This window comes from Halomonas sp. McD50-4 (genome assembly GCF_022348135.1).
GTDB lineage: Bacteria > Pseudomonadota > Gammaproteobacteria > Pseudomonadales > Halomonadaceae > Vreelandella > Vreelandella piezotolerans.
The window spans coordinates 125,704-149,399 of sequence record NZ_JAKRFG010000008.1 but is presented as its reverse complement, the minus strand read 5'-3'; the positions used below and the strand labels follow the sequence as shown (position 1 = coordinate 149,399).

General features: G+C 57.2%; 25 protein-coding genes. 14 read left to right on the top strand and 11 right to left on the bottom strand.

Annotated features, from left to right (window positions below; translation table 11 throughout):
- Positions 1 to 45: 45 nt before the first annotated feature.
- The gene (locus MHM85_RS11600) at positions 46 to 507 is read right to left on the bottom strand and encodes an NAD(P)H-dependent oxidoreductase (protein WP_139528436.1); all 462 of its coding nucleotides are present in this window, start codon (positions 505 to 507) and stop codon (positions 46 to 48) included.
- Between the two features lie 159 nt (positions 508 to 666).
- Between MHM85_RS11600 and MHM85_RS11595 the strand changes: the two genes are divergently transcribed.
- The 10 genes from MHM85_RS11595 (at position 667) to MHM85_RS11550 (ending at position 9,265) form a co-directional block, all read left to right on the top strand.
- Positions 667 to 1,233 carry a hypothetical protein gene (locus MHM85_RS11595; RefSeq protein ID WP_218013992.1) on the top strand — a complete coding sequence of 189 codons (567 nt, stop codon included), beginning with the start codon at positions 667 to 669 and terminating at the stop codon, positions 1,231 to 1,233.
- Positions 1,234 to 1,285: 52 nt separating this feature from the next.
- Entirely contained in the window at positions 1,286 to 1,762 is a 477-nt protein-coding gene (locus MHM85_RS11590) for a YbhB/YbcL family Raf kinase inhibitor-like protein (RefSeq protein ID WP_139528437.1), read from the top strand.
- Positions 1,763 to 1,853: 91 nt separating this feature from the next.
- Positions 1,854 to 2,201 carry a zinc ribbon domain-containing protein YjdM gene (locus MHM85_RS11585; protein ID WP_139528438.1) on the top strand — a complete coding sequence of 116 codons (348 nt, stop codon included), beginning with the start codon at positions 1,854 to 1,856 and terminating at the stop codon, positions 2,199 to 2,201.
- Positions 2,202 to 2,440: 239 nt separating this feature from the next.
- Entirely contained in the window at positions 2,441 to 2,905 is a 465-nt protein-coding gene (locus MHM85_RS11580) for an SUF system Fe-S cluster assembly regulator (RefSeq protein ID WP_139528439.1), read from the top strand.
- A 68-nt stretch (positions 2,906 to 2,973) separates the two neighbouring features.
- Complete coding sequence (gene sufB / locus MHM85_RS11575; RefSeq protein ID WP_139528440.1) at positions 2,974 to 4,416, top strand: Fe-S cluster assembly protein SufB; 1,443 nt, start codon at positions 2,974 to 2,976, stop codon at positions 4,414 to 4,416.
- 70 nt (positions 4,417 to 4,486) lie between these two features.
- Positions 4,487 to 5,236, top strand: coding sequence for a Fe-S cluster assembly ATPase SufC (sufC, locus tag MHM85_RS11570; protein ID WP_139528441.1), 750 nt, complete (start codon positions 4,487 to 4,489; stop codon positions 5,234 to 5,236).
- On the top strand, positions 5,233 to 6,573 hold the full coding sequence (gene sufD, locus MHM85_RS11565) for a Fe-S cluster assembly protein SufD (protein ID WP_139528442.1): 1,341 nt from the start codon (positions 5,233 to 5,235) through the stop codon (positions 6,571 to 6,573). Before sufC ends, sufD begins: the two co-directional genes overlap by 4 nt.
- 14 nt (positions 6,574 to 6,587) lie before the next feature.
- Entirely contained in the window at positions 6,588 to 7,853 is a 1,266-nt protein-coding gene (locus MHM85_RS11560) for a cysteine desulfurase (RefSeq protein WP_239286070.1), read from the top strand.
- An 8-nt stretch (positions 7,854 to 7,861) separates the two neighbouring features.
- Complete coding sequence (gene sufT / locus MHM85_RS11555; RefSeq protein WP_139528444.1) at positions 7,862 to 8,431, top strand: putative Fe-S cluster assembly protein SufT; 570 nt, start codon at positions 7,862 to 7,864, stop codon at positions 8,429 to 8,431.
- An 18-nt stretch (positions 8,432 to 8,449) separates the two neighbouring features.
- Positions 8,450 to 9,265, top strand: a complete 816-nt coding sequence (locus tag MHM85_RS11550) for an ElyC/SanA/YdcF family protein (protein ID WP_139528445.1) — start codon at positions 8,450 to 8,452, stop codon at positions 9,263 to 9,265.
- On the opposite strand, the gene MHM85_RS11545 is transcribed toward MHM85_RS11550, so the two are convergent.
- The 4 genes from MHM85_RS11545 to MHM85_RS11530 all read right to left on the bottom strand — a co-directional run bounded on the left by MHM85_RS11545 (position 9,262) and on the right by MHM85_RS11530 (position 12,281).
- Positions 9,262 to 9,708, bottom strand: coding sequence for a hypothetical protein (locus MHM85_RS11545; RefSeq protein WP_139528446.1), 447 nt, complete (start codon positions 9,706 to 9,708; stop codon positions 9,262 to 9,264). The genes MHM85_RS11550 and MHM85_RS11545 overlap by 4 nt on opposite strands.
- An 88-nt stretch (positions 9,709 to 9,796) precedes the next feature.
- Positions 9,797 to 10,705, bottom strand: a complete 909-nt coding sequence (rimK, locus tag MHM85_RS11540; RefSeq protein WP_139528447.1) for a 30S ribosomal protein S6--L-glutamate ligase — start codon at positions 10,703 to 10,705, stop codon at positions 9,797 to 9,799.
- 39 nt (positions 10,706 to 10,744) lie between these two features.
- Entirely contained in the window at positions 10,745 to 11,185 is a 441-nt protein-coding gene (locus MHM85_RS11535) for a RimK/LysX family protein (RefSeq protein ID WP_153843938.1), read from the bottom strand.
- 52 nt (positions 11,186 to 11,237) lie between these two features.
- Positions 11,238 to 12,281, bottom strand: coding sequence for a DUF3549 family protein (locus tag MHM85_RS11530; RefSeq protein ID WP_239286068.1), 1,044 nt, complete (start codon positions 12,279 to 12,281; stop codon positions 11,238 to 11,240).
- A gap of 285 nt (positions 12,282 to 12,566) precedes the next feature.
- On the opposite strand from MHM85_RS11530, the gene MHM85_RS11525 reads away from it, so the two are divergent.
- Positions 12,567 to 12,899, top strand: a complete 333-nt coding sequence (locus tag MHM85_RS11525) for a YqcC family protein (protein ID WP_153843965.1) — start codon at positions 12,567 to 12,569, stop codon at positions 12,897 to 12,899.
- 70 nt (positions 12,900 to 12,969) lie between these two features.
- On the opposite strand, the gene MHM85_RS11520 is transcribed toward MHM85_RS11525, so the two are convergent.
- The 6 genes from MHM85_RS11520 to MHM85_RS11495 form a co-directional block, all read right to left on the bottom strand.
- Entirely contained in the window at positions 12,970 to 13,596 is a 627-nt protein-coding gene (locus MHM85_RS11520) for an OmpW family outer membrane protein (protein WP_239286066.1), read from the bottom strand.
- Positions 13,597 to 13,793: 197 nt separating this feature from the next.
- Positions 13,794 to 15,293 (bottom strand): sodium/proline symporter PutP, encoded by a 1,500-nt coding sequence (gene putP / locus MHM85_RS11515; RefSeq protein WP_139528451.1) that lies wholly within the window; start codon positions 15,291 to 15,293, stop codon positions 13,794 to 13,796.
- Positions 15,294 to 15,636: 343 nt separating this feature from the next.
- Positions 15,637 to 18,828: a bifunctional proline dehydrogenase/L-glutamate gamma-semialdehyde dehydrogenase PutA gene (gene putA, locus MHM85_RS11510; RefSeq protein ID WP_239286064.1), complete on the bottom strand. Its 3,192-nt coding sequence runs from the start codon at positions 18,826 to 18,828 to the stop codon at positions 15,637 to 15,639.
- Positions 18,829 to 19,082: 254 nt separating this feature from the next.
- The gene (locus tag MHM85_RS11505; protein ID WP_153843942.1) at positions 19,083 to 19,949 is read right to left on the bottom strand and encodes an AraC family transcriptional regulator; all 867 of its coding nucleotides are present in this window, start codon (positions 19,947 to 19,949) and stop codon (positions 19,083 to 19,085) included.
- A 27-nt stretch (positions 19,950 to 19,976) separates the two neighbouring features.
- Positions 19,977 to 20,336: a hypothetical protein gene (locus MHM85_RS11500; protein WP_139528454.1), complete on the bottom strand. Its 360-nt coding sequence runs from the start codon at positions 20,334 to 20,336 to the stop codon at positions 19,977 to 19,979.
- A gap of 279 nt (positions 20,337 to 20,615) precedes the next feature.
- Positions 20,616 to 21,023, bottom strand: coding sequence for a CBS domain-containing protein (locus MHM85_RS11495; RefSeq protein ID WP_139528455.1), 408 nt, complete (start codon positions 21,021 to 21,023; stop codon positions 20,616 to 20,618).
- Positions 21,024 to 21,164: 141 nt separating this feature from the next.
- Between MHM85_RS11495 and MHM85_RS11490 the strand changes: the two genes are divergently transcribed.
- The 3 genes from MHM85_RS11490 (at position 21,165) to MHM85_RS11480 (ending at position 23,696) form a co-directional block, all read left to right on the top strand.
- Entirely contained in the window at positions 21,165 to 21,698 is a 534-nt protein-coding gene (locus MHM85_RS11490; RefSeq protein WP_239286062.1) for a YqaE/Pmp3 family membrane protein, read from the top strand.
- An 85-nt stretch (positions 21,699 to 21,783) separates the two neighbouring features.
- Positions 21,784 to 22,653, top strand: coding sequence for a carboxylate/amino acid/amine transporter (locus MHM85_RS11485; RefSeq protein ID WP_139528457.1), 870 nt, complete (start codon positions 21,784 to 21,786; stop codon positions 22,651 to 22,653).
- Positions 22,654 to 22,763: 110 nt separating this feature from the next.
- A complete protein-coding gene (locus MHM85_RS11480; RefSeq protein WP_139528458.1) occupies positions 22,764 to 23,696 on the top strand; it encodes an NAD(+) kinase in 933 nt (310 codons plus the stop codon).

Sequence of the window (23,696 nt, the reverse complement as noted above, 5' to 3'; positions counted from 1 at the left end):
AATGAAAACGGCACCCTGAGCGGTGCCGTTTTTCGTTTCAAGATGTTAAAACAATCCGTTATCCAACCCAGCAGCAAGGGTCATGCCCAGCTCTTCGGCTTGGCTGATAAACGCCTCTTGCCACTCGCCGCGAAAAATCAGAGGGTCCTGCACCCAACGCCAGCGTAGTCCCGTAACGATACTTTCCACTGCCCGACGAGTACCCGTTCCATCATGGCCCGCGCGGATGTAGAGCGCGCAGGGCAGGCCCTGCTTCTCTTCCAGTACGCCGTAGTAGCTGCGGTCGAAAAAGTCCTTTAGCGCGCCGCTCATGGTGCCTAGGTTTTCGGTAGTGCCCAATACGATACCGTCACAATCGAGGATGTCCGTCGGTCCTGCGTCGAAAGGCGTTTTGACGATGCACGTCACTGACTCGATATCCTCATGTTCTGCACCTCGCTGTACGGCCTCGCTCAAGGCGCGGGTATTGATGGAGGGGGAGTGGGCCACGATTAATAGACGTTTCATTCGGCGTTCTTCAGGCAATTGGCGGTAAGTTCAAGAGGTGCCACACTGTAAGCACTCCATGGCACAGCCTAGTCGCCTTTGGGTAAACCAATCAAACGCTCTCACACGGCATCTTGGATAGGGTATCAAGCGTTGAACGATCAACCAGGGAATTGCGTCATGCGCCAGCAGACCAAAGCGATAGGGATCACCACTTTTTGCACATTGGCACTCTTATTGGCAGGGTGTGCCGGCCCATCACGCCCGCCTGCCGATAACGAGCGCTCGGCGGCTCCTGCCGTCAATCAAGTAGCGACAGTGCCTAGCGCGCAGATAGCGCAGCCATCTTCCGTGGTGCGCGCCGATGATTGGGCGCCGCCACTGCAGGTGAGTCCAGAAGAAGAGGCCGCTTATTACGTCAGCCGCTTGGCGGATCGCCGGTTCGTCAGCCAGTATGGAGGCCCCGATAACTCAAGGCCTTGGTACATCGCCGCCGAGCGACTAGGCGACATCGGCCTGCCGGCAGTGCCGCTGTTGTTCTCAAGATTACACACCGATGACGCTTATGAGTTGATGCTGGTGCTATACGCGCTTCAGCTCGCCACACAGGATCCGCTTGTGACGTTTCAAACGGACGGTGACTACATTCAATTGCCCTCCGTATTAGACCCTAACGCAAATGCGGCAAATCGGCGAATTGCGCAGCAGTGGTGGGAACGCCATTCGTCGCGATTAGAGTTTCGCTAAATCATTCGCTACATTATGGCTTGCTATTACATCCGTAGAATAGGAGAGCATGATGGCTTTTGCACTATCCTCAATGAGCGTCACTAGCTCGGCGTTTGCGAATCACCAAGCGATTCCTGCCAAGCACACGGGCGAGGCTGAAGACGTTTCCCCAGCGCTTGCGTGGGAGGGGGCGCCGGAAGGTACTAAGGGGTTTGCGGTGATTTGTCATGACCCAGATGCGCCACTGGTGAAAGAGGGCAGTTATGGTTTCGTTCACTGGGTGCTGTACAACCTGCCTGGTGAGACCACTTCGCTGGAAGAAAGTACTGCGCTGGGCACGTCCGGTATCACCGATTTCGGTAAATTGGGATATGGCGGGCCTATGCCGCCGGAAGGACATGGCAGCCACCTTTACTACTTCTGGGTACTGGCGCTGGACAAGCAGACGTCACTGCCCGAAGGGCTGACGTTGCCTGAGCTACTCCAGGCCGTGGAACCCCATCTGCTGGGAATGAATCGCTTGGTAGGTACTTACCAGCGAGGCTAAACCGGCATTAGGCTGGAGCATTGCGCTCAAGCCGTGTAGGCTCCGTCGCTTGCTACTGTTTGCGTGACTGTCTGCTGCGATGGAGTCTTTAATGAGTGACCTGCCTAACTGCCCTACCTGTGCCTCTGAGTTTACCTACGATGATGGCCTTCAGTATGTTTGCCCCGAGTGTGGTCACGAGTGGTCGAAAGCGCCAAGCGCCAGCGAAGCGGACTTGGATGATGGCATTCGTGATGCAAACGGCAACCTGCTCGTCGATGGTGACTCGGTGACCGTGATCAAAGATCTCAAGGTCAAAGGCAGCTCCTCGGTCGTCAAAGTAGGCACCAAAGTCAAAAACATTCGATTGGTGGACGGCGATCACGACATCGACTGTAAAGTCGACGGTATTGGTCCTATGAAATTGAAGTCCATGTTCGTCAAGAAAGTCACCTCTTAATCCCGCCTTCTGACAGCCTGCCGCTTGCGAGCAGGCTTTTTTATGTCCATGTCATAGTTTTCCTAAATGATAATGATTGGCTTTTTTGATGTTATCAGCCGCGAACGTGCTAAGAAGTCGCGCTATTTGATAAGGATTTTGCAGAAGGGCTTCACATCAAATTTATACAGGACTAAAATGGTACCCAATTAGCGGGTAGGCCAACGGTTCGGCCCAACGCGATGGCAAACGGAGTGACTATGCTCAAGCTTTCTCGGCTGACAGATTATGCCGCTGTGGTGATGGCACAAATTGCCCGTCATCCCCAGGCGTCGCATGCGGCGGCTGACTTAGCAGACGCGGTACAGCTACCCCATCCCACCGTGAGTAAAACCCTTAAAATGCTGGTGAAAGCAGGACTCTTGGAGTCGCAGCGTGGGGTTCAAGGTGGTTATCGCCTAGCGCGGCCAGCGTCGCACATCACGGCGGCTGACATTATCAGTGCCATTGAAGGCCCCGTCGCGATGACCGAGTGCAGCCAAGCCGAAGGTGAGTGCGACTTGGTGGCCACCTGCGGTGTGGCCGACAACTGGCAGCGAGTATCGCTGGCCATTCGCACGTTACTCGAAAGTGTGACGTTGGCGCACTTGGCCGACACGACACCTATCAAACTGCCCGTACAGTTACCGATCCAAAGCATTAGCCTATCGGCGGCATCCGCATAAGCCGCTAGGTCTATCACCCTATTGACGGCGAGCTGACCTCGCCACCCAACTGCCCGGAGGGTATCACCATGGCAAGCGAAGAAATGGAACAGTTGGTTCGTCGCGAGTACAAAGATGGTTTTGTAACCGATATCGAAAGCGACACACTGCCACCTGGCCTTGATGAAAACACCATTGCCTTCATTTCCAAGAAGAAAGGCGAGCCCGAGTGGATGTTGGAGTGGCGTCTGGATGCGTATCGTCAGTGGTTGAAGATGGAAGAGCCATCCTGGGCGCACCTCGACTATCCGCCCATCGATTATCAAGAGATCTCCTATTTCAGTGCGCCCAAGCGCCCAGAAGATCGTCCCCAAAGCCTCGACGAGGTAGACCCTAAACTGCTGGAAACCTACGAGAAACTGGGTATTCCGCTGCACGAGCGTGCCGCCCTGGCAGGGGTTGCCGTCGATGCGGTCTTCGACTCCGTCTCGGTTGCGACGACCTTCAAAAAAGAGCTGGCGGAAGCGGGCGTGATTTTCTGCTCCATTTCCGAAGCGATTCGTGACTACCCGGATTTGATCAAGCAGTACCTGGGTACGGTAGTGCCCGTGGCTGATAACTATTTTGCTGCGCTAAACTCCGCCGTGTTCACTGATGGCTCGTTCGTGTTCGTGCCAAAAGGCGTGAAGTGCCCGATGGAGCTGTCTACCTACTTCCGTATCAACGCGGCCAATACGGGCCAGTTCGAGCGCACGCTGATCATCTGCGAGGATCGTGCCGAGGTCTCCTACCTGGAAGGCTGCACCGCACCCATGCGCGATGAAAACCAGTTGCACGCTGCCGTGGTCGAACTGGTTGCATTGGACGATGCCTACATCAAGTACTCCACCGTACAGAACTGGTATCCCGGTGACGAAGAGGGTAAGGGCGGCATCTATAACTTCGTGACCAAGCGCGGAGACTGCCGTGGTGAGCGTTCCCGCATCAGCTGGACACAGGTCGAAACCGGCTCGGCGATCACCTGGAAGTATCCTTCTTGCGTACTGCGTGGCAAAGACAGCATCGGCGAGTTCTACTCCGTTGCCGTTACCAATGGCCGCCAGCAGGCGGATACCGGCACCAAGATGATTCACATTGGTGAGGGTACTCGCTCCTACATCGTCGCCAAAGGCATTTCGGCGGGTAAGAGCGACCAGTCCTACCGTGGTCTCGTCAAGATCGGGCCGCGTGCCAAGGGTGCGCGTAACTTTACCCAGTGCGATTCACTGCTGATCGGCGACAAGTGCGGGGCACACACCTTTCCGTATCAAGAAATCGGTAACAGCACGGCGACCATCGAGCACGAAGCAACGACCTCCAAGATCGGTGAAGATCAGCTCTTCTACTGCCAGAGCCGTGGTATCTCCGAAGAGGACGCGGTCAGCATGATCGTTAACGGTTTCTGTAAAGACGTTTTCCAGGAACTGCCGATGGAATTCGCAGTTGAGGCGGAAGCACTGCTAAATGTCACTCTGGAAGGCGCGGTGGGCTGACCGCACCGGCACCCAACTCATTTTAAGGGCGTCGCGCTCGCGACCCGCAAGCATTTAAAAGGCGATCACTATGTTGCAAGTTAATGATTTACACGTCACCGTCGAAGGTAAAGAGATTCTGAAAGGCTTGACGCTCACCATCAATGCCGGTGAAGTTCACGCCATCATGGGCCCTAACGGCGCGGGTAAATCCACGTTGTCAGCAGTTATTGCTGGTAAAGATGGCTACGAGGTGACCCAAGGCAGCATTACGTTCGAAGGTCAGGACGTACTGGAGATGGAAATCGAAGAGCGCGCCCAAGCGGGTCTGCTGCTGGGTTTCCAATACCCGGTCGAAATTCCGGGCGTGAAGAACATCTACCTGCTGAAGTCCGCGCTGAACGCTCAGCGGGCTGCGCGCGGTGAAGGTGAAATGCCTGCCCCCGAATTCATGAAGCTGGTGAAAGAGAAGCTTGGCTTCATGAAAATGGACGCCAGCTTTCTGCAGCGTGCGGTGAACGAAGGCTTTTCCGGCGGTGAGAAAAAGCGCAATGAAATCCTGCAGATGCTGGTGCTGCAGCCAAAGCTGGCCATGCTCGACGAAATCGACTCTGGCCTCGACATCGACGCCATGAAAGTCGTCGCTGACGGCGTGAACAGCCTGCGTGCCGAAGAGCGTGCCATTCTATTGGTCACCCACTATCAGCGCCTGCTGGACTATATCGTACCGGACAAAGTCCACGTTCTGGTCGACGGCCGCATCGTCAAAACCGGCGATGCCGAGCTTGCCAAAGAGCTAGAGGCCAACGGTTACGAAGGCATTGAGGAGTCCGTGGCATGAGCGATACCCAAACCTTTCTGGACACGCTAGCGGCGCGCAGTCAGCAGCGCGCTGGAGAGCCTACCTGGATCGCTGCTCGCCGTCAGGCGGGCGCGGCTCGCTTCGAAGCAATGGGCTTCCCGACCCGCCGCGATGAAGAGTGGAAATATACCGATGTTCGCGCCATCGCCCAGGGCAACTTTGCCTTGGCAGAGAACGCCGAGTTCTCTCAGGCCCAGGCGGCTGCCCTCACGCTGCCACTGGATGCTTACCGGCTGACGTTCGTGGACGGTGTGTTTTCGGCAGCGCTATCGGACCTCGATGCGCTTCCCGACAGCGTTCAGGTCATGCCGCTCTCCAAAGCGCTGACGGATAACCATGAAGCCGTTGGAGGGCCGTTGGGTCGTTTGACCGGTGTCGACTTCTCGAGTTTTGCTGCGCTGAACACGGCCTTTATGGAAGAGGGCGCCGTGGTGCGTATCGCCCCCGGCACCGTAGTCGAAAAGCCCATTTTGCTGCAGTTCCTTTCCCGCGCGGGCACGCCGGTGATGAGCCATCCACGTATTCTGGTGGAAGCCGCTGGGCGTAGCGAAGCGACACTGATCGAGCACTACGTAGGCGAGGCGGATGCCGCCAACTTCACCAACGTGGTGGCTGAGTTGATGCTGGATCGTGGGGCGATTTTGAACCACTACAAGCTGCAGGAGGCGCCGCTCGGCGATCTGCATGTGGCGAGCATCCACGTAGAGCAGAATCGTGACAGCCGCTACACCTCGCACAACCTGAATCTGGGTGGCGCGCTGGTGCGTAACGACCTGATCAGCGATTTGAATGGGCAGGGCGCTGAGACGAACTTCTACGGCCTGTTCTTTGGCCAGGGGCGTCAGCACGTGGACAACCACACCAAGGTCAACCACAACGCCCCGCTGACGTTCTCGAACGAGAACTACAAAGGCATTCTGGATGACCGCGCTCACGGCGTCTTCAACGGTAAGGTCTACGTGAAGCGCGACAGCCAGAAGATCGAAGGTTTCCAGAGCAACCAGAACCTGCTGCTATCGGATCGCGCGCAAATCGACGCAAAACCCGAGCTTGAAATCTATGCCGACGACGTGAAGTGCTCCCACGGTACCACTACCGGTCAGTTGGACGAGGACGCGATCTACGCACTGCGTACCCGCGGTATCGACGAAGCCACCGCCCGTGGCCTTCTGACACTGGCGTTTGCTGGGGAAGTGCTGGAGCAAGTGGCACTGGATGCCGTCGCTGAGCGCGTCGAGTTGGCGGTGGCGGGTAAATTGCCGGAGCGTTTCAACCTGGCCGGACTGGTCGAAGCGGCGGCTGCGCTCAACGATTAATCAAGGAGTCATCGATGCCCCATAGCGTGATTGAGAAGCCCATGGCGGGCAGCACTGAGGCGTATGACGTTGAGGCACTGCGTGGCGACTTTCCGATTTTAAATCGTGAAGTGCACGGTAAACCACTCGTCTATTTGGATAACGCGGCGACCAGCCAAACGCCACAACAGGTGATCGAGGTGTTTAGCGACTACTATTCGCGCTATAACGCCAACATTCACCGTGGGCTGCACACGCTGGCCGATGAAGCGACAGCCGCTTTTGAAACCACACGTCATCGTGTCAAAGCGTTTCTCAATGCTGAAGATGCTCGCCAAATCATTTTCACGCGGGGTACTACCGAGGCCATCAATCTCGTCGCGCAGAGCTGGGGGCGCAGCTCACTCGGCGCGGGTGACGAGGTATTGATCTCGATGCTGGAGCACCACTCTAACATCGTGCCTTGGCAGCTGTTGGCAGCCGAGCGAGGGGTCACCATCAAGGTGATTCCGGTCGATGCCCGCGGTTCGCTCGATATGCAGGCGTACCGTGAGCTGTTGAGCGAGCGCACCAAGCTAGTGGCCGTGAATCATGTCTCCAATGCACTGGGCACGATCAACCCGGTGAAAGAGATGGCGGCATTGGCGCATCAGCACGGCGCATTGATCCTGGTCGATGGCGCCCAGGCCACGCCGCATCAGCAGGTCGATGTTCAGGAGATAGACGCCGATTTCTACGCTTTCTCAGGTCATAAAGTATACGGCCCTACGGGCGTAGGCGTGCTTTACGGCAAGCAGGCGCTACTAGAGGCCATGCCGCCTTGGCAGGGTGGTGGTGAGATGATTAGCACCGTCTCTTTCGATGTTGACACTACGTTTGCCGATATTCCTCATAAATTCGAAGCGGGCACGCCCGCCATTGCCGAGGTCGTGGCACTAGGGCGCGCCTTGGAGTGGATGGAAGGCGTCGGTGTCGACGCGATTAGTGCCTGGGAAACGGTATTGCTGGACCATGCGACTCAGGCCGTCAACCAGATCGACGGCCTGCGTATCCTGGGAACCGCGCCCCATAAAGCGGGTGTTCTCTCCTTTGTGGTCGAGGGTGCGCATGCCCAGGACATTGGCCTGCTTATCGACCAGTTAGGCGTCGCGATTCGCACTGGACACCACTGTGCTCAGCCGCTGCTTCATCATTTTGGTGTCGAGGCAACCTGTCGTGCCTCGTTTGCGGCGTATAATACGCTCGACGAAGTGGATATCTTCGTGGCAGCGCTCAACCGCGTGATTGGGATGGTACGTTAAGGACTGCTATGGATATCGAGCAAGTGGCCAGCCTCGAACGAGGCCAACAACTACCGCTGCAACGAGATGTCGACGCTATCGCCATTCCGTTTGGCAAAACGGAGACGCTGGCGGAAGATAGTGTCGTCAGCGTCATGCAAGCCAAAGGCAGCTCGGTCAGTGTCGGGTTCGAAGGGCGTTTATACTTGATCGAAGGACGTCATTTGGACGCGCTGGGGCTAGAGCCGCTCCCACGGCCGACGCTCCCTGAGAGCGCTAGCGATGAAGAGATCGAGCAGTTCGTGTGGGATCAGTTACGCACCTGTTTCGATCCCGAAATACCGGTCAACATCGTTGATCTAGGGTTGGTATATGGCTGCCGAATCGAGCGCTTGATCAGCGGCGAGCGTATGGTGACTATCCGTATGACGTTGACCGCGCCAGGTTGTGGGATGGGGGACGTGATTGCCGCCGATGCGCGCAACAAAATCCTGGGAGCGCCGCAAATCAACAAGGTGCATACCGAGATCGTCTTCAGCCCGCCCTGGAGTCGTGACATGATGAGCGACGAAGCCAAGCTAGAGCTCGGCATGTTCTAACCCCTGTTGGGGAGCTGGATGCACAGCCTGTTATTACGTTGGATGAAGCGTTTGCTAATGTCGCTAGGAGCCTTGTTGCTGCTGGCGACATTGCTGTTTATAGCCGGTAATTTGTGGGTGCTCGCGAGCACCACACGCTATATCGACGGCCACTGGGCGCAGTGTCGTCCGACCGATGTAGCGATTGTGTTTGGCACCTCTCACTGGACGCGCAGTGGCCTGCGCAACCCTCACTTTCATGCCCGCATGCGAACCTCAGCGCGCCTTGTGGCTGACCAGCGTGTGAAGCATCTGCTGATCTCCGGGGACAATCGCACCCAGGCGTATAACGAGCCGCGCGCCATGTGGCGAGACCTGTATCGCCGAGGGGTGTCCGCGGAGCAGCTGACGATGGATTTCGCTGGCTTTAGCACCTACGACACGATGGTGCGTGCGCGAGATGTGTTTCAGTTGGATGAGGCGCTATTGGTCACTCAGAGCTGGCATTTGCCTCGGGCCATCTTTATTGGTCGAGCGCTAGGCATGGACGTGACGGGCTGCATCGCAGAGGAGCAACCCGCAGCAGACGAGTGGCGGCTGAGGATGCGCGAGTGGGTCGCACGCATTGCCACGTTGGGAGACCTATACCTCTGGGGAAGGGAGCCTTACTTTCTTGGTCCCGCTGAGCCGATCGATCTACAGCCGCAGAGCAGTAGTGCGACTGAAAGCAGCAAACCGGCACTCGAAACGACCGTTAATAGCGATGCTGCTCTACTGTTATTGCAGACGCAGGAGGATGAAAGGGGGATAGAGCCGAGTGCCGAGGAGTACTTAACCCCTAATGCCCGATACTAGCGCCGGGCTTTGCGTTTTTGCAGGCTATACAGCTCCCGGATAAGCTTTCGGCAACCCTGCATGCACTCGTCCACGACCGGCTCGATGGGATCGGGCAGAGGGTGAGTGAATAGCGTTGAAAGGGCCTGCATGAGTACACGCTCTTGTTCCAACAGCTCATTGATCAATACTTGGCTATCGTTGCCCACGAAACTCTTCAAACGGCTCCACAGCCACAGAAAATCGTCCCGCTCGACATCCGCATCCCGTGGCAGCATTTTCAGGTGAGCACGGGCAAGCTCCTGCAACGTGCGCATTTGTTGGAGTCGCTCAGTATAGTGCGGCTTCAGTGCATCGCGCAGCGAGGGGCGCAGGCGTTCGATATTGTCCTGGAAATAATCAATGCTATCGGCCAGCGCTTCCAGCACGCTGTCCATCGCCACTTGGCGATTGTCGAGAAACATGAGCGTCTACCTCCTTCGGTGACGCAGATTGTGGGGGTGGCAGCGTTGATTTGCCACCCCTAATGGGGATTATTTTTACAATTGACCGTTAGCCTTTAGGCTTGGGTGGTGCTTTGCGAGCAGGCACTGCATTCTTTTCGATATGCTCGATGATCATGCCGGCAATATCCTTGCCGGTGGCGCTCTCGATGCCCTGTAGTCCGGGAGACGAGTTGACTTCCATGATCACCGGGCCGTGGTTCGAGCGAAGCAAATCCACGCCCGCGACGCGCAGTCCCATCGCCTTGGCTGCACGAATTGCGGTGGAACGCTCTTCTGGGGTAATGCGAATCACGCTAGCGGTGCCGCCGCGGTGTAGGTTAGAGCGGAATTCGCCCTCTGCCGCTTGTCGCTTCATCGAAGCGACGACCTTATCACCAATGACGAAACAGCGAATATCGGCGCCGCGTGCTTCCTTGATGTACTCCTGCACCATGATATTGGCTTTCATGCCCATGAAGGCTTGAATCACGGACTCTGCGGCTTGGTTGGTTTCTGCCAATACCACACCAATGCCTTGAGTGCCTTCCAGTAGCTTGATGACCAGGGGGGCACCCTTCACCATGGTGATCAGGTCGGGAATGTCGTCAGGGGAGTGAGCAAAACCAGTAATGGGTAGGCCCAAGCCTTTACGGGAGAGCAGCTGTAGCGAACGCAGCTTGTCACGGGAGCGAGTAATCGCGACCGAGTCGTTGAGGACGTAGGTGCCCATCATTTCGAACTGACGTAGCACCGCACAGCCGTAAAAAGTCACCGACGCGCCAATACGAGGGATGACCGCATCGAACGGCTCGATTTCCGCGCCTTTATAGTGAATAGAGGGGTGGTGCGAGGCGATGCTCATATAGCAGCGCAGGGTATCCACAACCCGGGCAGTGTGGCCGCGCTGTTCGGCGGCTTCCACCAGTCGGCGGGTAGAGTAGAGGTTGCGATTACGCGAAAGCAGGGCAATATGCATGCAAGGCTCCGGTTTAAAAAAGTTGCCGTTTAAAAGTGTTCAAGGCTCGCCGTGCAAAAAAGCGGCACCGGGGGCGACGAGCAGGCGGCGCATGGCACGCCTGCCCAGCAACATCGCGTGGCGCATATTGCTACGGTCGGTCAGGGTGAGTTCAACCGGAAAGTTCAGTTCGCCCAGTTGCATAGGGGTTCTAATCACATAGCGCCACTCGCTATGGCCGTTTGAGCTGGTGACGCGTCGACGGTCGTGTAGGTGTAAACGGTAGCGGTGTGCTGGGGTTTCTGGTCCGCCGCTATGGGTCAAAAAACTCACCCATAGCTGCCCGTCGGCATCTTCGTGGGTTTCGATCTCTTCAGCGTGCAGTGCCGACGTGCGCGCACCGGTATCGGCTTTGCAGCAGAGGTGAAGCCCTAACTCAGGTAACGTCACCATTTCGCGGCGGCCGATGACCGCTTTGGCCTGATAGGGTAATTCCTTCACAGTGCACTCCTGACGATATAAGAAAAACAAGACATAGTGATGACGTTTGTTGTTAGCCGTTATGCGAAGACTGCATGGCCGATAAACGCGCCTGGATAGCGGAACCCGCAGGCGCGTCACGTAGGGTAAGCATAACGGGTAAGCGTAGACGAGGAATCAACGCAATGTCGCGTACCACGGAGGCAAAGTGGCTGCGCTCGTCTTCCGCCAAGCGCTGTAGGAACCTGGGAAGGCGTTCGGCGTCTTCTAGCCATGGCCAGCCGCGTCCGGCTATGGCGGCCATCAAATCTGGGCCGCAGGCTGCCGGGTCGTTTAGCAGGTGGCTGTACCATTCGCCTGCTAGAGCTGCACGGGAGCTGCCAACGGACCGCACGCAGGCGCACAGCGTTTCTAAATCTCCCTCGCTGGCTGCCACCTCGCCACGCGCGCACAGAGCTTCGACGAGCGCATCCGGCAAGGGTTGGTGCTCCAAGCAGTAGCAGAGGGAGTGGATCACACTTGTCGGCAGGCCGGGAATGCGGCCGGCGAGCGCCTCTGCGGTCTCGTTATCCAAGCGAACGACGTAATCGGCAATGCCTTGTAGCCCCAAAGCTTGCCAGTCGATCGTCTGTTGGCCGCTCAAATACGCTTCCACAGCCTCTAGGTGCTGGCTGGCAGATAGGCCATGGGTATGGGTAGCCCGGGCATTGAGCATGGCCTGAAAAGTAATGTCCGGCGTAAACGCCAGTGGATTATCTTTCATCAGATGATCGACGTCTGCCGTGTCGGCGGCGCCCAGGTCGGTGGCGGCGGCATTGCGCCCAAGCGTTTCCAACAGACGGTTGATGAAACCGTCACGCTGGGCAGGCGAGAGCATGCCTTGCTCGTCCAGTGGCAGTGCCAAGAACCAAATGGCAGGCTCTTCCATGGCTCCCAAACGGAAGACGATGGCGAGCCGTGCCTGACCCTGCCAAGGCTCGGGCCATGCGTGCTCGGCGTTCTCGAAAGCGCGCAATACGTCTCGTGGACACGACGTGACCCGGCGCCCCATATGGTAAAGCGATACCTCCGCACCGCTGCGCGTAAAAAACTCATCAAGGGTGTGAATTGGCTGCATGACATCCTTCCGCTTTTCAAGCCTGAACTCTACCTTGCTGGTTTGCCACTGTCAGCCGCAAGCGCTGATTAATCCGCGCTTTATTGTCTAGGTGGTTAAAAATTGAACAACGTTGTGTAAGCCGCGTGAGAGTAACGGTGGCGACACCTTTCCATAGTTTATCCACAGCCTCTTGCAGGTTTTCTGTGAATCTATGAATAACGACTTCGAGAGAGGCGTACGAGTAGCAACTTACCCACAGAGTTGGGATAATGGATGTCAACATTGTTCAACCCCAAGGTGTTTATGAGCGTCCATCAACAGCTTCAAACCGCGCTTCTCGAGCTTGAAGCCGCCATGAAGGCCGCGAATTTATGGCGCACCCCTACGCCCGAGGCGTCGGCGTTTGCCAGCCAGCAGCCTTTCTGTATCGATACCATGTCGTTGCCTCAATGGGTGCGTTATGTGTTCATTGCGCGACTGAACGCGTTAATCGATGCCAAAGCCGCCATGCCTGCCAAGTGCGACGTTGCCCCGGCGGTGGCGGCTTACATGATGCAGGAGAAGCTCAGGGCCAGTGACCAAGTGCTCGTCGTCAAAGCAGTGGAGCGTGTCGACCAAATCGTCACCGAGAATTAAGAGCGTGTCTCATCAACGAAAATGCCCAAGGCGCTCGCCCTGGGCATTTTTTTGTGGAGACTGCGTCGCTTCAGAAACGATAGCTCAATCCTGCCATGACGACCATGGGGTCAATGGCAACGGTGCCTGCAGCGGCACCATTGACGGTGGCATCGGTATCGATGTCCAAGTACCAGGCGGCAGCATTCAATGCCCAATGTTCGTCGATCAGCAGGTCGAAACCAACTTGGGCGGCAGCGCCCCAGGAGTCGTCGAGATCGAGTTCGCCAATCGCTAGCTGCTCATCGGAGAAGCGTGTGTAATTGATGCCTGCGCCAACGTAGGGTTGTACGCGAGCGTCGCTTCCGCCCAACGGATAGTACTGCAAGGTTAAGGTCGGCGGCAGGTGCTTGGTAGAGGCGAGGTTCTCGCCGTTGAGTTGGATGTCGTGCTCAAAGGGGAGTGCGGCCAGCAGCTCGACGCCCAGCTTATCGTGGAAGCGGTAGCCCAAGGTGAACGCGAAGTCGGTTTTATCCTGAACATCCACTGCGAAGGCACCGCCTGCCAGCGAGCCGTTGTCGCTCTTGGGGGCTACTTTAGCGACCCCTACACGGGTGAAAAAGTCGCCGGCACCGTAGGCAATGGCTTGGCTGCTGATGGCCAAGGTGGCAGCGGCAAACCCAGTGGCGAGTAAGGTGGGAAGTGATAAAAGGCGCATGGCGTCGCTCCTGACCGTTCATTTTAGGGAAGTGAGTTGCTTAGCAATCATGCGGACAGTGTATCGAGTCAGGGCGAAGGCGTTCTTGACCTGGAGCAATCGCGGTGCTCTTGTGGCTCGAAACTTTCGACACAAAGTACCGCGCACAAAAAAGCTCAGCGGGTTGCCCCGCTGAGCTTATTGCATCCTATCTTGGGTTACGCTTCTTGACGGTCGATATGCTTGTACTCACCGGCGTCTGCCGTCACGCTGCTGACGACCAGAATGGCGATGAACGAGGCGATGAAGCCTGGAATGATTTCATACACGCCGGGACCACCCATGAAGGAGCCGTTCCAGCCCAGTGCAATCCATACCATGACGGTTACTGCGCCGACGATCATACCGGCTACCGCGCCCGCACCGTTAGTACGTGGCCACATCAGTGACAAGATGATCAGCGGGCCAAAGGCTGCACCAAAGCCCGCCCAGGCGTTACTGACCAGACCCAGCACTTGGGAGTTTTCGTCAGAGGCAATAAAGGCTGCCACAATACCGACCAGCACGACGCAGACCCGCCCCACTGCCACACACTGCTGCTCAGTGGCATTTTTGTGCAGGAAGAGACGATAGAAATCCTCGGTCAGCGAGGAAGAGGAGACGAGCAGCTGACTAGAGATGGTGCTCATGATGGCCGCCAGCAGCGCCGCATACAGGAAGCCGGTGATCAACGGATGGAACAGCAGGTTGGCTAGAATAATGAAGATGGTTTCTGGGTCTTGTACGTCCAGCCCATTACGAACGGCAAACGCACGACCTGCCAAGCCCAGAGAAACGGCTCCAATGAGCGATACCAGCATCCATCCCATGCCAATGTTGCGCGCAATGGGCACATCCTTTTGTGAGCGGATGGCCATGAAGCGCACGATGATATGCGGCTGACCAAAATAGCCAAGGCCCCAAGTAACCGCTGACAGCCAGCCGATAAAGGTCAAGCCGGTCGTCCAAGAGAGCAGGGTGGGGTCAACGCTATTCAGCGTTTCGGAGGCCTGGGAGAAACCGCCGCCGCCTTCGCCGAACAGTACTACGGCTGGCATGATGATCAGCGCCAACATCATGATGCAGCCCTGCACGAAGTCGGTCATGCTCACCGCCAAAAAGCCGCCCACGACGGTATAGATCAATACCACGCCCAGGGTGATGACCACGCCCATGGCGTAATTGCTCATGTCACCGAAGTTATAAACCCCCGTGAATGCGCTTTCGAACAGCTTGCCGCCAGCGACGAGGCCCGACGCCGTGTAAACGGCGAAGAAAATCACGATGACGATGGCCGATACCGTGCGCAGTGACAGCGCCCGGGTCGGGAAGCGATTGGCCAAAAAGGCCGGGATGGTGATGGCGTTACCGTAGTGAATGGTCTGCTCACGCAGGCGCGGCGCCACCAGCAGCCAGTTAAAGAACGCCCCGACCAGCAGGCCGATCCCGATCCAGGCGGAACCGAGGCCCGATACGAACATGGCGCCGGGCAACCCCAACAGCAGCCAGCCGCTCATGTCCGAAGCGCCCGCGGAAAGTGCGGCGACCTGTGGGCTAAGAGTTCGCCCCCCCAACATATAGTCTTCAGAAGAAGACGTGGATTTGCGCATTGCGTACACGCCAATGGCGATCATCAGCGCAAAGTAACCAAATAAGCTAATCCAGACACCTGTAGCCATGAAACTTCTCCAATTTGTGAGGACGACGCTACGATAAGTACAAAAGCGACTGCGGGTGCTGACCCTTTTGTACACGGCGAGCGTCGACAGGGGCTGCGTTGGCCAGGCCATGGCGGCCATCAGCAGCCTTGTTGTTGTTAATCCTGAGTCGCTCTTCTACTGCCAAGCGTCGCGCATTCGCTCGTCGAAGCATGAGAGAGTTGATGGGTACGTGCGTATCTCGTGTTCCCCGTGCCCGGCGGGAGGCCCGTGAAGGCCCCCCGCGTCAAGGCAGTTGCTCTATTATTGTCAACCATGAGACGGTTCCTTTTCAGGAGATCAGGTTAGTTGTATGGACGAGCCGTTACTCATCCCCTAGCGCCAGAAGTGACGCGTTGCCACCTAGGGCGGCGGTGTTGTTAGTAATCGTTTTTTCGGTCACGAAGCGCTGCAAATAGTGCGGTCCGCCCGCTTTCGGGCCAGTGCCGGATAGCCCCTGTCCACCGAACGGTTGAACGCCCACGACAGCCCCGATGATATTACGGTTGATATACACATTGCCTACTCGAATTTTCTGCGCTATTTCAGCGGCAAAGGATTCATTACGGCTATGTACCCCAAACGTCAGGCCATATCCACGGCCGTTGATGTCGTTGATGACCTTGTCCAACTCGCGTGCTTTGTAGCGCACGATATGTAGGATGGGGCCAAACTGCTCGCGGGTAAGGGCATCGATGCTATCGATGGTAAAAGCCACTGGCGGCACGAACGTACCGTGCTGGGTGTGTTCAGCGGCCATAGGCGTTTCGGCGACTAAGCGGTTTTCGCCTTTGAGCTTTTCGATGTGCGCCATTAAGCCTTTACGCGCGTCTTCATCGATGACGGGGCCGACATCGGTGCCCAGGTCGCGGGGGTCGCCGATCCGCAGTTCGCTCATCGCACCCTTAAGAATTTCGATGACGCGATCAGCGACGTCTTCCTGAAGGTAGAGCACTCGCAGGGCCGAGCAGCGCTGACCGGCACTCTGGAACGCCGATTGAATCACATCCACGACGACCTGCTCCGGCAGGGCCGTCGAGTCGACGATCATCGCGTTCATACCGCCGGTTTCGGCGATCAGCGTGGGTAGCGGCGCATTTTCGCGGGCGGCCAATGCGCGGTTGATGATTTGCGCCGTGTCGGTGCCGCCGGTGAAGACCACGCCGGTAATGCGCGGGTCAGACGTCAATACGCTGCCCACGGTCGGGCCGTCGCCCGGCAATAGCTGCACCACGTCGCGGGGCATACCGGCTTCGTACAACAGCTCGATGACGCGGTGGGCAACGATCGAGGTTTGCTCGGCGGGTTTTGCCAGCACCGTGTTGCCTGCAATGGCGGCGGCAACGATTTGTCCGCAGAAGATCGCCACCGGGAAGTTCCAGGGGCTGATGGCTGCAAACACGCCTTTACCACCCATGGTCAACCGGTTGGACTCACCGGTCGGGCCAGGCAGTTCGATCGGCTCGCCAAACGACGCCTCGGCACGCATGGCATAGTAGCGGCAGAAATCGACCGCTTCCTTGATTTCATCGACGCCATCGGTGAGCAGCTTGCCGCCCTCGCGGGAGCAGAGCGTCATCAGCTCCGCCATGTGCTCTTCCATCAGATCGCCCAGCCGACGCACAATCGCCGCGCGCTCGGCGACGGGCGTCGCGTCCCAGCGTGGGAAGGCTTCCCAGGCGGCATCGAGGGCTTTCGCCGCTTGCTCTTTACTGGTCCACTGCACGCTACCGACGGTTTGGCGACGATCGAATGGCGACGTTACGCGATGCGTGTTGGCGCTGTCATCGGCCACATCGAAGGCTAGCAGCGGCTTGGTGGGGTACTGCTTGTCCATGAACCCGCCCATCTTCTCCACCAGCGGGTAGTAGTGGCTACGGATATTGAGATTGACCCCGCGTGAGTTGCGACGTTCGGGTCCATAGATGTCTTTCGGCAGCGGAATACGCTTGTTATAGAACGTTTTCTGTTGACGCAGGGTGTCAATGGGGTGCTGGCACAGCGACTCTACCGGCACGTCGGGATCGACGATCTGGTGAACGAACGATGAGTTGGCACCGTTTTCCAGCAGGCGACGAACCAAGTAAGGCAGCAGGTCTTTATGAGCCCCGACCGGCGCGTAGATACGGCAGTAGGTGCCTTTGGGCGCACGCTCCAGGGCCGCATCATAAAGCGCTTCGCCCATACCGTGCAGACGCTGGAATTCGAACGGGCGCTTGTCGTGGTTCGCGAGTTCCAAAATGGTGGTGACGGTGTGGGCGTTATGCGTCGCGAACTGCGGGAAGATGCGGCCACGGGTGTCGTCAGAGAGCAAGAACTGCGCACAGGCCAAATACGCTACGTCGGTACACGCCTTGCGGGTGTAAACCGGGTAACCATCGATACCCAACTGCTGCGACTCTTTGATCTCGCTGTCCCAGTACGCCCCTTTGACCAAACGCAGCGGAATTTCATCGCCCTGTTCGTCGGCCAAGCGGTTGATGTAGTGCAGCACCGGTAGCGCGCGCTTCGAGTACGCCTGTACCACTAGGCCAAAGTGACCCCAGCCTTTGACGGCGTCGCTTTGATAAATCGCACGGAACACTTCTAGTGAGAGTTCCAGCCGATCGACTTCTTCGGCATCAATGGTAACGGCCACGTCTAGCGCGCGTGCTTTGGTGACCAGCTGGATGACGGTATCCACCAACTCGGCCAGCACTTGCTCTCGGCGGCCGAATTCGTAGCGCGGGTGAAGAGCGGAAAGCTTGATGGAGACCGAGGGGGCAGGCGTCTTGTCGCCCAGGGACTTACACGCTTTACCGACTTGCTCGATGGCACGGGCGTAATCGTCGAAATAGCGCTTGGCGTCGGCGCGGGTGCGGGCGGCTTCGCCCAGCATGTCGTAAGAGTAGGTGTAACCTTTATTGAACAGCGGCTTAGAGCGCTTTAGCGCTTCATTAATGTCGCGGCCCAATACGAATTGTTTACCCATGATTTTCATGGCTTCGGTCATTGCCCGACGAATGACCGGCTCGCCCATGCGGTTCACCATGCGATTGATGAAATGGGCGGGCTGGCCCTCTTTAGGATGATCCAGCTTCAATACCCGGCCGGTCATCAGCAGGCCCCAAGTCGAGGCGTTGACCATCCACGACTCGCTCTTGCCGACGTGGGACTGCCAATCGGCTGGCCCCAATTTATCTTCGATGAGTGCATCGGCGGTAGCTTTGTCCGGAATACGCAACATCGCCTCGGCGAGACACATCAGCATGAGCCCTTCGTGGGTATCCAGGCTGTACTGTTGCAACAGCTCGTCGATGGTATCGACAGCGGTGTCCATGTTGCGAACGTCGCGTACCAGCGCTGCCGTGTTGGCTTCAATGCGCGCGAAATCGTCCTGATCGGCGTTGAGCACCTTGATCAGCTCGCCCACGTAAGCATCTTCGTCGACGATGTAGTGTTCGCTGACACGCTGCATGAGCGTATCGAGGTCGGTTTGCCAGGTGGCAGAGTCACGCATTTTCTTAGCATTGAGCATTGGAGCCCCCGTAAGACAGGTCTGAAACGAGCAACTTTAACGATAGCTGGGTTGGCTACCGTTAAAAAAGTGATGGCAGGGCTGGTGCCCAGTCTGACGATCGAATTTAGAGCTAGCCGCCGTTAGGTGTATGTCGTTTTCATGGCAAAACGTGTCAATTTCTCGGCAAGCAGTACCTGTTTACGACTTTAGTAGAGTTGGCAGGCACTGGCGAGGGCTCAGTTCAACGGCGTCGTGTTCGTTTAACCGAATGCCTATCGGCGCGAAGAGAATATGCCCGGACTTACCGATGGACCGGAGGGTGGAAGAGCCGTTGAGTGGTTCGTTGAGCTGTGGACGGTATCGAGCGCCGGATTCGCGAAGCCTTGCCGTAACTGGCGTGGTGAAGCGCCATAGCTGCGCCGAAACGCGTGGGAGAGGGCGCTTTGATTGGCAAACCCCGTTTGGATGGCAATATCGGTCAACGGCAGGCGGCTCTGCATAATGAGCTGGCGCGCCGCGTGTAGCCGTTGCCTGCGAACATACTGCCAAGGCGATAGACCCGTTTGGGCGCGAAAACGCTCGGAGAAATGCGCTTCGCTCAGGCAGGCAAGCTTGGCTAGATCTGCCACGCGCAGCTCGTCAGCCAAATGACGACGGATAAAACGATCGATTTGATCGAGGTTGATCCGGCGCTGGTTCGTCGCGCCCGACGCACCCAATCGCGCTTTTAGCGAGCCCAGCAGCGTGGCGGCTAGACGGTCTTGTTGAAACGAGGTCGCCGAGTTGTCAAATCCTCGGGCCAGCTCGCTCTCCACAAAGGTTAGATAGTGGCGCAGTGGGCTATCCAGCGCGAAAAAACGCGGCGCATCGAAAAGCGCCACCAGCTCGCGATGTTCGCCGGTAAGGGCGGGGGCGTCCTCGGGCAGGTCCAAAATCAGTTGGCGATTGTGGCCATTGCCCGAATAGTAGTGTTCATGGTTGGCAGGTACTATGCAGCCGGAAAACGCATTCACACGCCCACCCAAGCCCTCGATCTCAAACTCCGACGAGCCACACAGTGTAATGACGATCTGATGAAAGTCGTGGGAGTGATGCTTCGTCGCCGTTTCCAGAGGTATTTGTCGGATGGTGCTCGGCATACGGTTCTCCTCGTCGCTACAGCGTGGTTAGCGCTGACGAAGCGCTGTATGTGCCGCCAAATGGTCGCGCAGTGCTTTCAGCTCTGCATAACCCTCTTGGTTGAGCAGCGGTTTGCCTTGAGCAATCTGCCAGCGCCTGCCATGGGTATCCATCAAATGGGACGCGCGGCGACGAATATTGTCGAGATACTCATCGTGGCGAATGGGGTAACCGATCAATGCATTCCACTCGGTCTCACTCACGCTGCTTTCCAACGCCTTGTCAAAGAGGGTAATCAGGTCTTTTGGCTCAGTGCGGTAGCGGGGGGTTCCGGCGTTCATCAGCACCAACAGCACGGCGCCTATGACCAGTACACACACGCCCAACACTAGTAAATAAAGTGCCATCTCACGCTCCCGGCCGCATCAGAATGGACGTCACTCGTGGCGCCCGCATCAGAGTCATTGCCCAGTATACGCCTGCGCCCGCCGAGACGAAAATTTTAACCTTTTGCGAACTTTTTCCCTGAGCAGTGTCTGAGTGTGTACAGGCAACATAGCGATGGCAGTCGCTAATCGTGTTGTTCTGGCTATTGTTTTCGATCCCTTGCTTCCGCTGCTTATCCCAAGCAGCGGTTTTTTTTGTAGGTACGTTGGGCTGACTCTAACGCTTTGGTGTTGTCGCACTCAATGACGACGAATCGTGAGTAAGGCCATGAGAATGTCGCGACGTGTGACGATCCCTACCAAGCGATGCTGCTCGACGACGGGGTAAATCTTCGGTTTGGCGCCGAGCATCTCTTGCGCGAGGTCGGTCACGCTTTTGTTGGGGGTGGTGGTCAGCACGTCTTGACGCATCAGCTCTCTCACCAGAGGGGCTTCGTGGTCATGGTAAATGCTGTCGAGTACGCGGCCCAAGACATCTTGTTCGGAGATGAAGCCGATCAAACGGTCCGACATATCGACGACCGGTGCCCCCGGCAGGCGATGTAACGCAAGCCCTTGGGCAAGCGTCGTGATGGATGTCTCTCCTGAGACGCGGTAGCAGTCACGAGACATGATGTCTCTAACGGTATCCGGAATTTTTTTGTTCATGAGAGCACTCCTCATCGTGATCGACAGGCCCGGCCGATTCTCTTACTGTAGGTGATTTAACTCACTCTGCGCTGCCCCCATACTGTCTCTATTCAACGCTTTGCTTTTTCAAATCAGCCTCGAATGCTGTGAGGAGTCGTGATGGACGCTCGTGAATACCTGAATCGCAAAGGCGTGGGCTTGGACCGAGATCCTGACAAGCCCAATACGCTGGAAGAGAAAGCCTGGGAGCGTGCCCGAGGTTCGGGTCAGCAGCGCCCCAAATCAGGCACTCCGCATGATTGGGAGGATTGGGAGCGTTTCCATGACGATCTTGCCGAAGGTGCCGACACCCTAGAGCAAAAGATAGACAAAGAGGCACATCGTAAGGCGCTCGCTCGTGAGAAAGCGGCCTCTGAGCAGGCCAATGCTGCCGTCGAGCACTTTACGCCTCCGCCAATGGTCGAAAAGGCCACCGCCAGCGCTCAGCCAGCCCCTGCCGCCCATAGCCAAGTAACGCCTGACGAGCCGGCAGCGCTCGAGTGGGCCTATAGAGCACTGGCCGTACTGCTACCACCCTTGGCCCTCGGGCTGACCGACGGAGGTGCGCGGCGCGTGATCATTAGTGTTCTACTGACGTTGGCGGGTTGGATACCAGGCATCATCTACGCGTTGGTCTGGTTGAGTAAACGATAAATCCGCTTTGCGCTCTTGGCGCATTGGCAGGAGAGGTGAATGACGTATAATTGTCGTCAACTATCTTCTTCTTTGGGGTTTACAGATGGGCTACCTAGTAGGCGTTACGGCGTTGTGGGCGTTTTCGTTCTCGTTGATTGGGGTTTACCTCGCTGGGCAGGTAGATAGCTACTTTGCCGTGCTGGTGCGCGTGACGTTGGCCATGCTGGTATTTCTGCCTTTTTTACGACCAAGCCTGCTGCGCGGTAAGCAGCGGCTGGCGTTGATGGCACTGGGCGCGATTCAGCTCGGTGTGATGTATGCCTTCTTTTATCACTCGTTTTTACTGCTCTCCGTGCCAGAAGTGCTCTTGTTCACTATTTTTACGCCGGTTTACATCGCGCTGCTGGACGATTTGATGTTCAAGCGCTTTACACCCATCTATCTCGTCACCGCCGTGCTCGCGGTGATCGGGGCTGGGGTCATTCGCTACGATGGCGTTGATAGCGGTTTCTGGTTAGGTTTTTTGGTCGTGCAGGGCGCGAACCTATGTTTTGCCATTGGCCAAGTCGGCTACCGTCGTCTTGCAGCCGATCTTCCGCCGACATTGGCGTGGCACAACGTGTTTGGCTGGTTCTTCATTGGCGCCATGCTGGTGGCGTTGCCTGCGTTTTTGCTGTTCGGCAACGGTGCGGCGCTACCCTCGACGTCACTTCAGTGGGGCGTTCTGGCGTGGCTGGGCCTCGTCGCGTCGGGGGTGGGATATTTCGCTTGGAACCAGGGTGCCACTAAGGTGGATGCGGGTACGCTGGCCATCATGAACAACGCGCTTGTGCCTGCAGGTCTGGTCGTCAATCTCGTCATCTGGAACCGCGATGCCGATCTTGGCAAGTTACTGCTGGGGGCTGCCATCATGGGCGCTTCGCTATGGCTGAACCACTGGTGGCTGCAGCGCCGCCAGTGGGCGGCGAGCTAAGCTAAATCGCTGATTTTTCCCGGCGCCGTGCAAGCCGCCATCGCGCCGGGTAATTTGCTCGTGACTGTCTTCCTCTCCATAATGTGGGCTGATGCTAGCGAGAGTTGCCCATGTCCACCACCCCATCGCAAGGCTCCCCCTCTGGTAGCCCTCGTCATCCAGCGACGCCGTTCAAGACGATTGGATTGATTGGCCGTCTGGGCAGCGACAAAGTCGTTGACTCCCTTCAACGCTTGGTCCGCTACTTGACCGAGCATGACTATAAAGTACTCATCGAAGACCGTACCGCTACGGCGCTGTCCCATCACGGCGTACCTGAAGCGAGCCGTCGAATGCTGGGGGAATTATGTGACCTAGTGATCGTCGTGGGTGGGGATGGTAGCCTTCTCGGTGCTGCACGAACCCTATGCCGCAGCGGGACGCTGATCCTGGGGGTCAATCGTGGGCGGTTGGGTTTTCTCACCGACATCTCACCGGATGAGCTCGAAAACCGGGTCGGCGAGGTATTGGCAGGCGCATTCGAAGTCGAAGAGCGTTTTTTGCTGGATGCAGTGCTCTACCGCAACGGAGTAGCGGTAGGCAACGGTGACGCCTTGAACGAGGTCGTCGTACACCCTGGCAAAGCGGTGCGCATGATCGAGTTCGAGCTGTTCATCGATGGACAGTTCGTTTATAGCCAGCGTAGCGATGGGCTAATTGTCGCCACGCCGACCGGCTCAACTGCTTATGCACTGTCAGGCGGCGGGCCTATCATGCACCCAAAATTGGATGTGGTGACGCTGGTGCCCATGTTTCCACATACCCTCTCCAGTCGTCCCATCGTGATCGATGCGGCCAGCGAAATACGTATTCACATCGGCGAAACCAACCAGACCTACCCGCATATTAGCTGCGATGGCCAAACACGTGCGGTGGCCAAACCTGACGATGTGCTGGTCATTACCCGTAAGCCAGAGCGCGTTCAGTTAGTGCACCCTATTGGGCACAATTTTTACGATGTGCTGCGCAGTAAACTCGGCTGGAGCCATCGGCTAGGGGATTGA

Coding starts and splice junctions, on each gene's coding strand:
- MHM85_RS11600 (WP_139528436.1), bottom strand. CDS start 507: ATGAAACGTCTATTAATCGTGGCCCACTCCCCCTCCATCAATACCCGC.
- MHM85_RS11595 (WP_218013992.1), top strand. CDS start 667: ATGCGCCAGCAGACCAAAGCGATAGGGATCACCACTTTTTGCACATTG.
- MHM85_RS11590 (WP_139528437.1), top strand. CDS start 1,286: ATGGCTTTTGCACTATCCTCAATGAGCGTCACTAGCTCGGCGTTTGCG.
- MHM85_RS11585 (WP_139528438.1), top strand. CDS start 1,854: ATGAGTGACCTGCCTAACTGCCCTACCTGTGCCTCTGAGTTTACCTAC.
- MHM85_RS11580 (WP_139528439.1), top strand. CDS start 2,441: ATGCTCAAGCTTTCTCGGCTGACAGATTATGCCGCTGTGGTGATGGCA.
- sufB (WP_139528440.1), top strand. CDS start 2,974: ATGGCAAGCGAAGAAATGGAACAGTTGGTTCGTCGCGAGTACAAAGAT.
- sufC (WP_139528441.1), top strand. CDS start 4,487: ATGTTGCAAGTTAATGATTTACACGTCACCGTCGAAGGTAAAGAGATT.
- sufD (WP_139528442.1), top strand. CDS start 5,233: ATGAGCGATACCCAAACCTTTCTGGACACGCTAGCGGCGCGCAGTCAG.
- MHM85_RS11560 (WP_239286070.1), top strand. CDS start 6,588: ATGCCCCATAGCGTGATTGAGAAGCCCATGGCGGGCAGCACTGAGGCG.
- sufT (WP_139528444.1), top strand. CDS start 7,862: ATGGATATCGAGCAAGTGGCCAGCCTCGAACGAGGCCAACAACTACCG.
- MHM85_RS11550 (WP_139528445.1), top strand. CDS start 8,450: ATGCACAGCCTGTTATTACGTTGGATGAAGCGTTTGCTAATGTCGCTA.
- MHM85_RS11545 (WP_139528446.1), bottom strand. CDS start 9,708: ATGTTTCTCGACAATCGCCAAGTGGCGATGGACAGCGTGCTGGAAGCG.
- rimK (WP_139528447.1), bottom strand. CDS start 10,705: ATGCATATTGCCCTGCTTTCGCGTAATCGCAACCTCTACTCTACCCGC.
- MHM85_RS11530 (WP_239286068.1), bottom strand. CDS start 12,281: ATGCAGCCAATTCACACCCTTGATGAGTTTTTTACGCGCAGCGGTGCG.
- MHM85_RS11525 (WP_153843965.1), top strand. CDS start 12,567: ATGAGCGTCCATCAACAGCTTCAAACCGCGCTTCTCGAGCTTGAAGCC.
- MHM85_RS11520 (WP_239286066.1), bottom strand. CDS start 13,596: ATGCGCCTTTTATCACTTCCCACCTTACTCGCCACTGGGTTTGCCGCT.
- putP (WP_139528451.1), bottom strand. CDS start 15,293: ATGGCTACAGGTGTCTGGATTAGCTTATTTGGTTACTTTGCGCTGATG.
- putA (WP_239286064.1), bottom strand. CDS start 18,828: ATGCTCAATGCTAAGAAAATGCGTGACTCTGCCACCTGGCAAACCGAC.
- MHM85_RS11505 (WP_153843942.1), bottom strand. CDS start 19,949: ATGCCGAGCACCATCCGACAAATACCTCTGGAAACGGCGACGAAGCAT.
- MHM85_RS11500 (WP_139528454.1), bottom strand. CDS start 20,336: ATGGCACTTTATTTACTAGTGTTGGGCGTGTGTGTACTGGTCATAGGC.
- MHM85_RS11495 (WP_139528455.1), bottom strand. CDS start 21,023: ATGAACAAAAAAATTCCGGATACCGTTAGAGACATCATGTCTCGTGAC.
- MHM85_RS11490 (WP_239286062.1), top strand. CDS start 21,165: ATGGACGCTCGTGAATACCTGAATCGCAAAGGCGTGGGCTTGGACCGA.
- MHM85_RS11485 (WP_139528457.1), top strand. CDS start 21,784: ATGGGCTACCTAGTAGGCGTTACGGCGTTGTGGGCGTTTTCGTTCTCG.
- MHM85_RS11480 (WP_139528458.1), top strand. CDS start 22,764: ATGTCCACCACCCCATCGCAAGGCTCCCCCTCTGGTAGCCCTCGTCAT.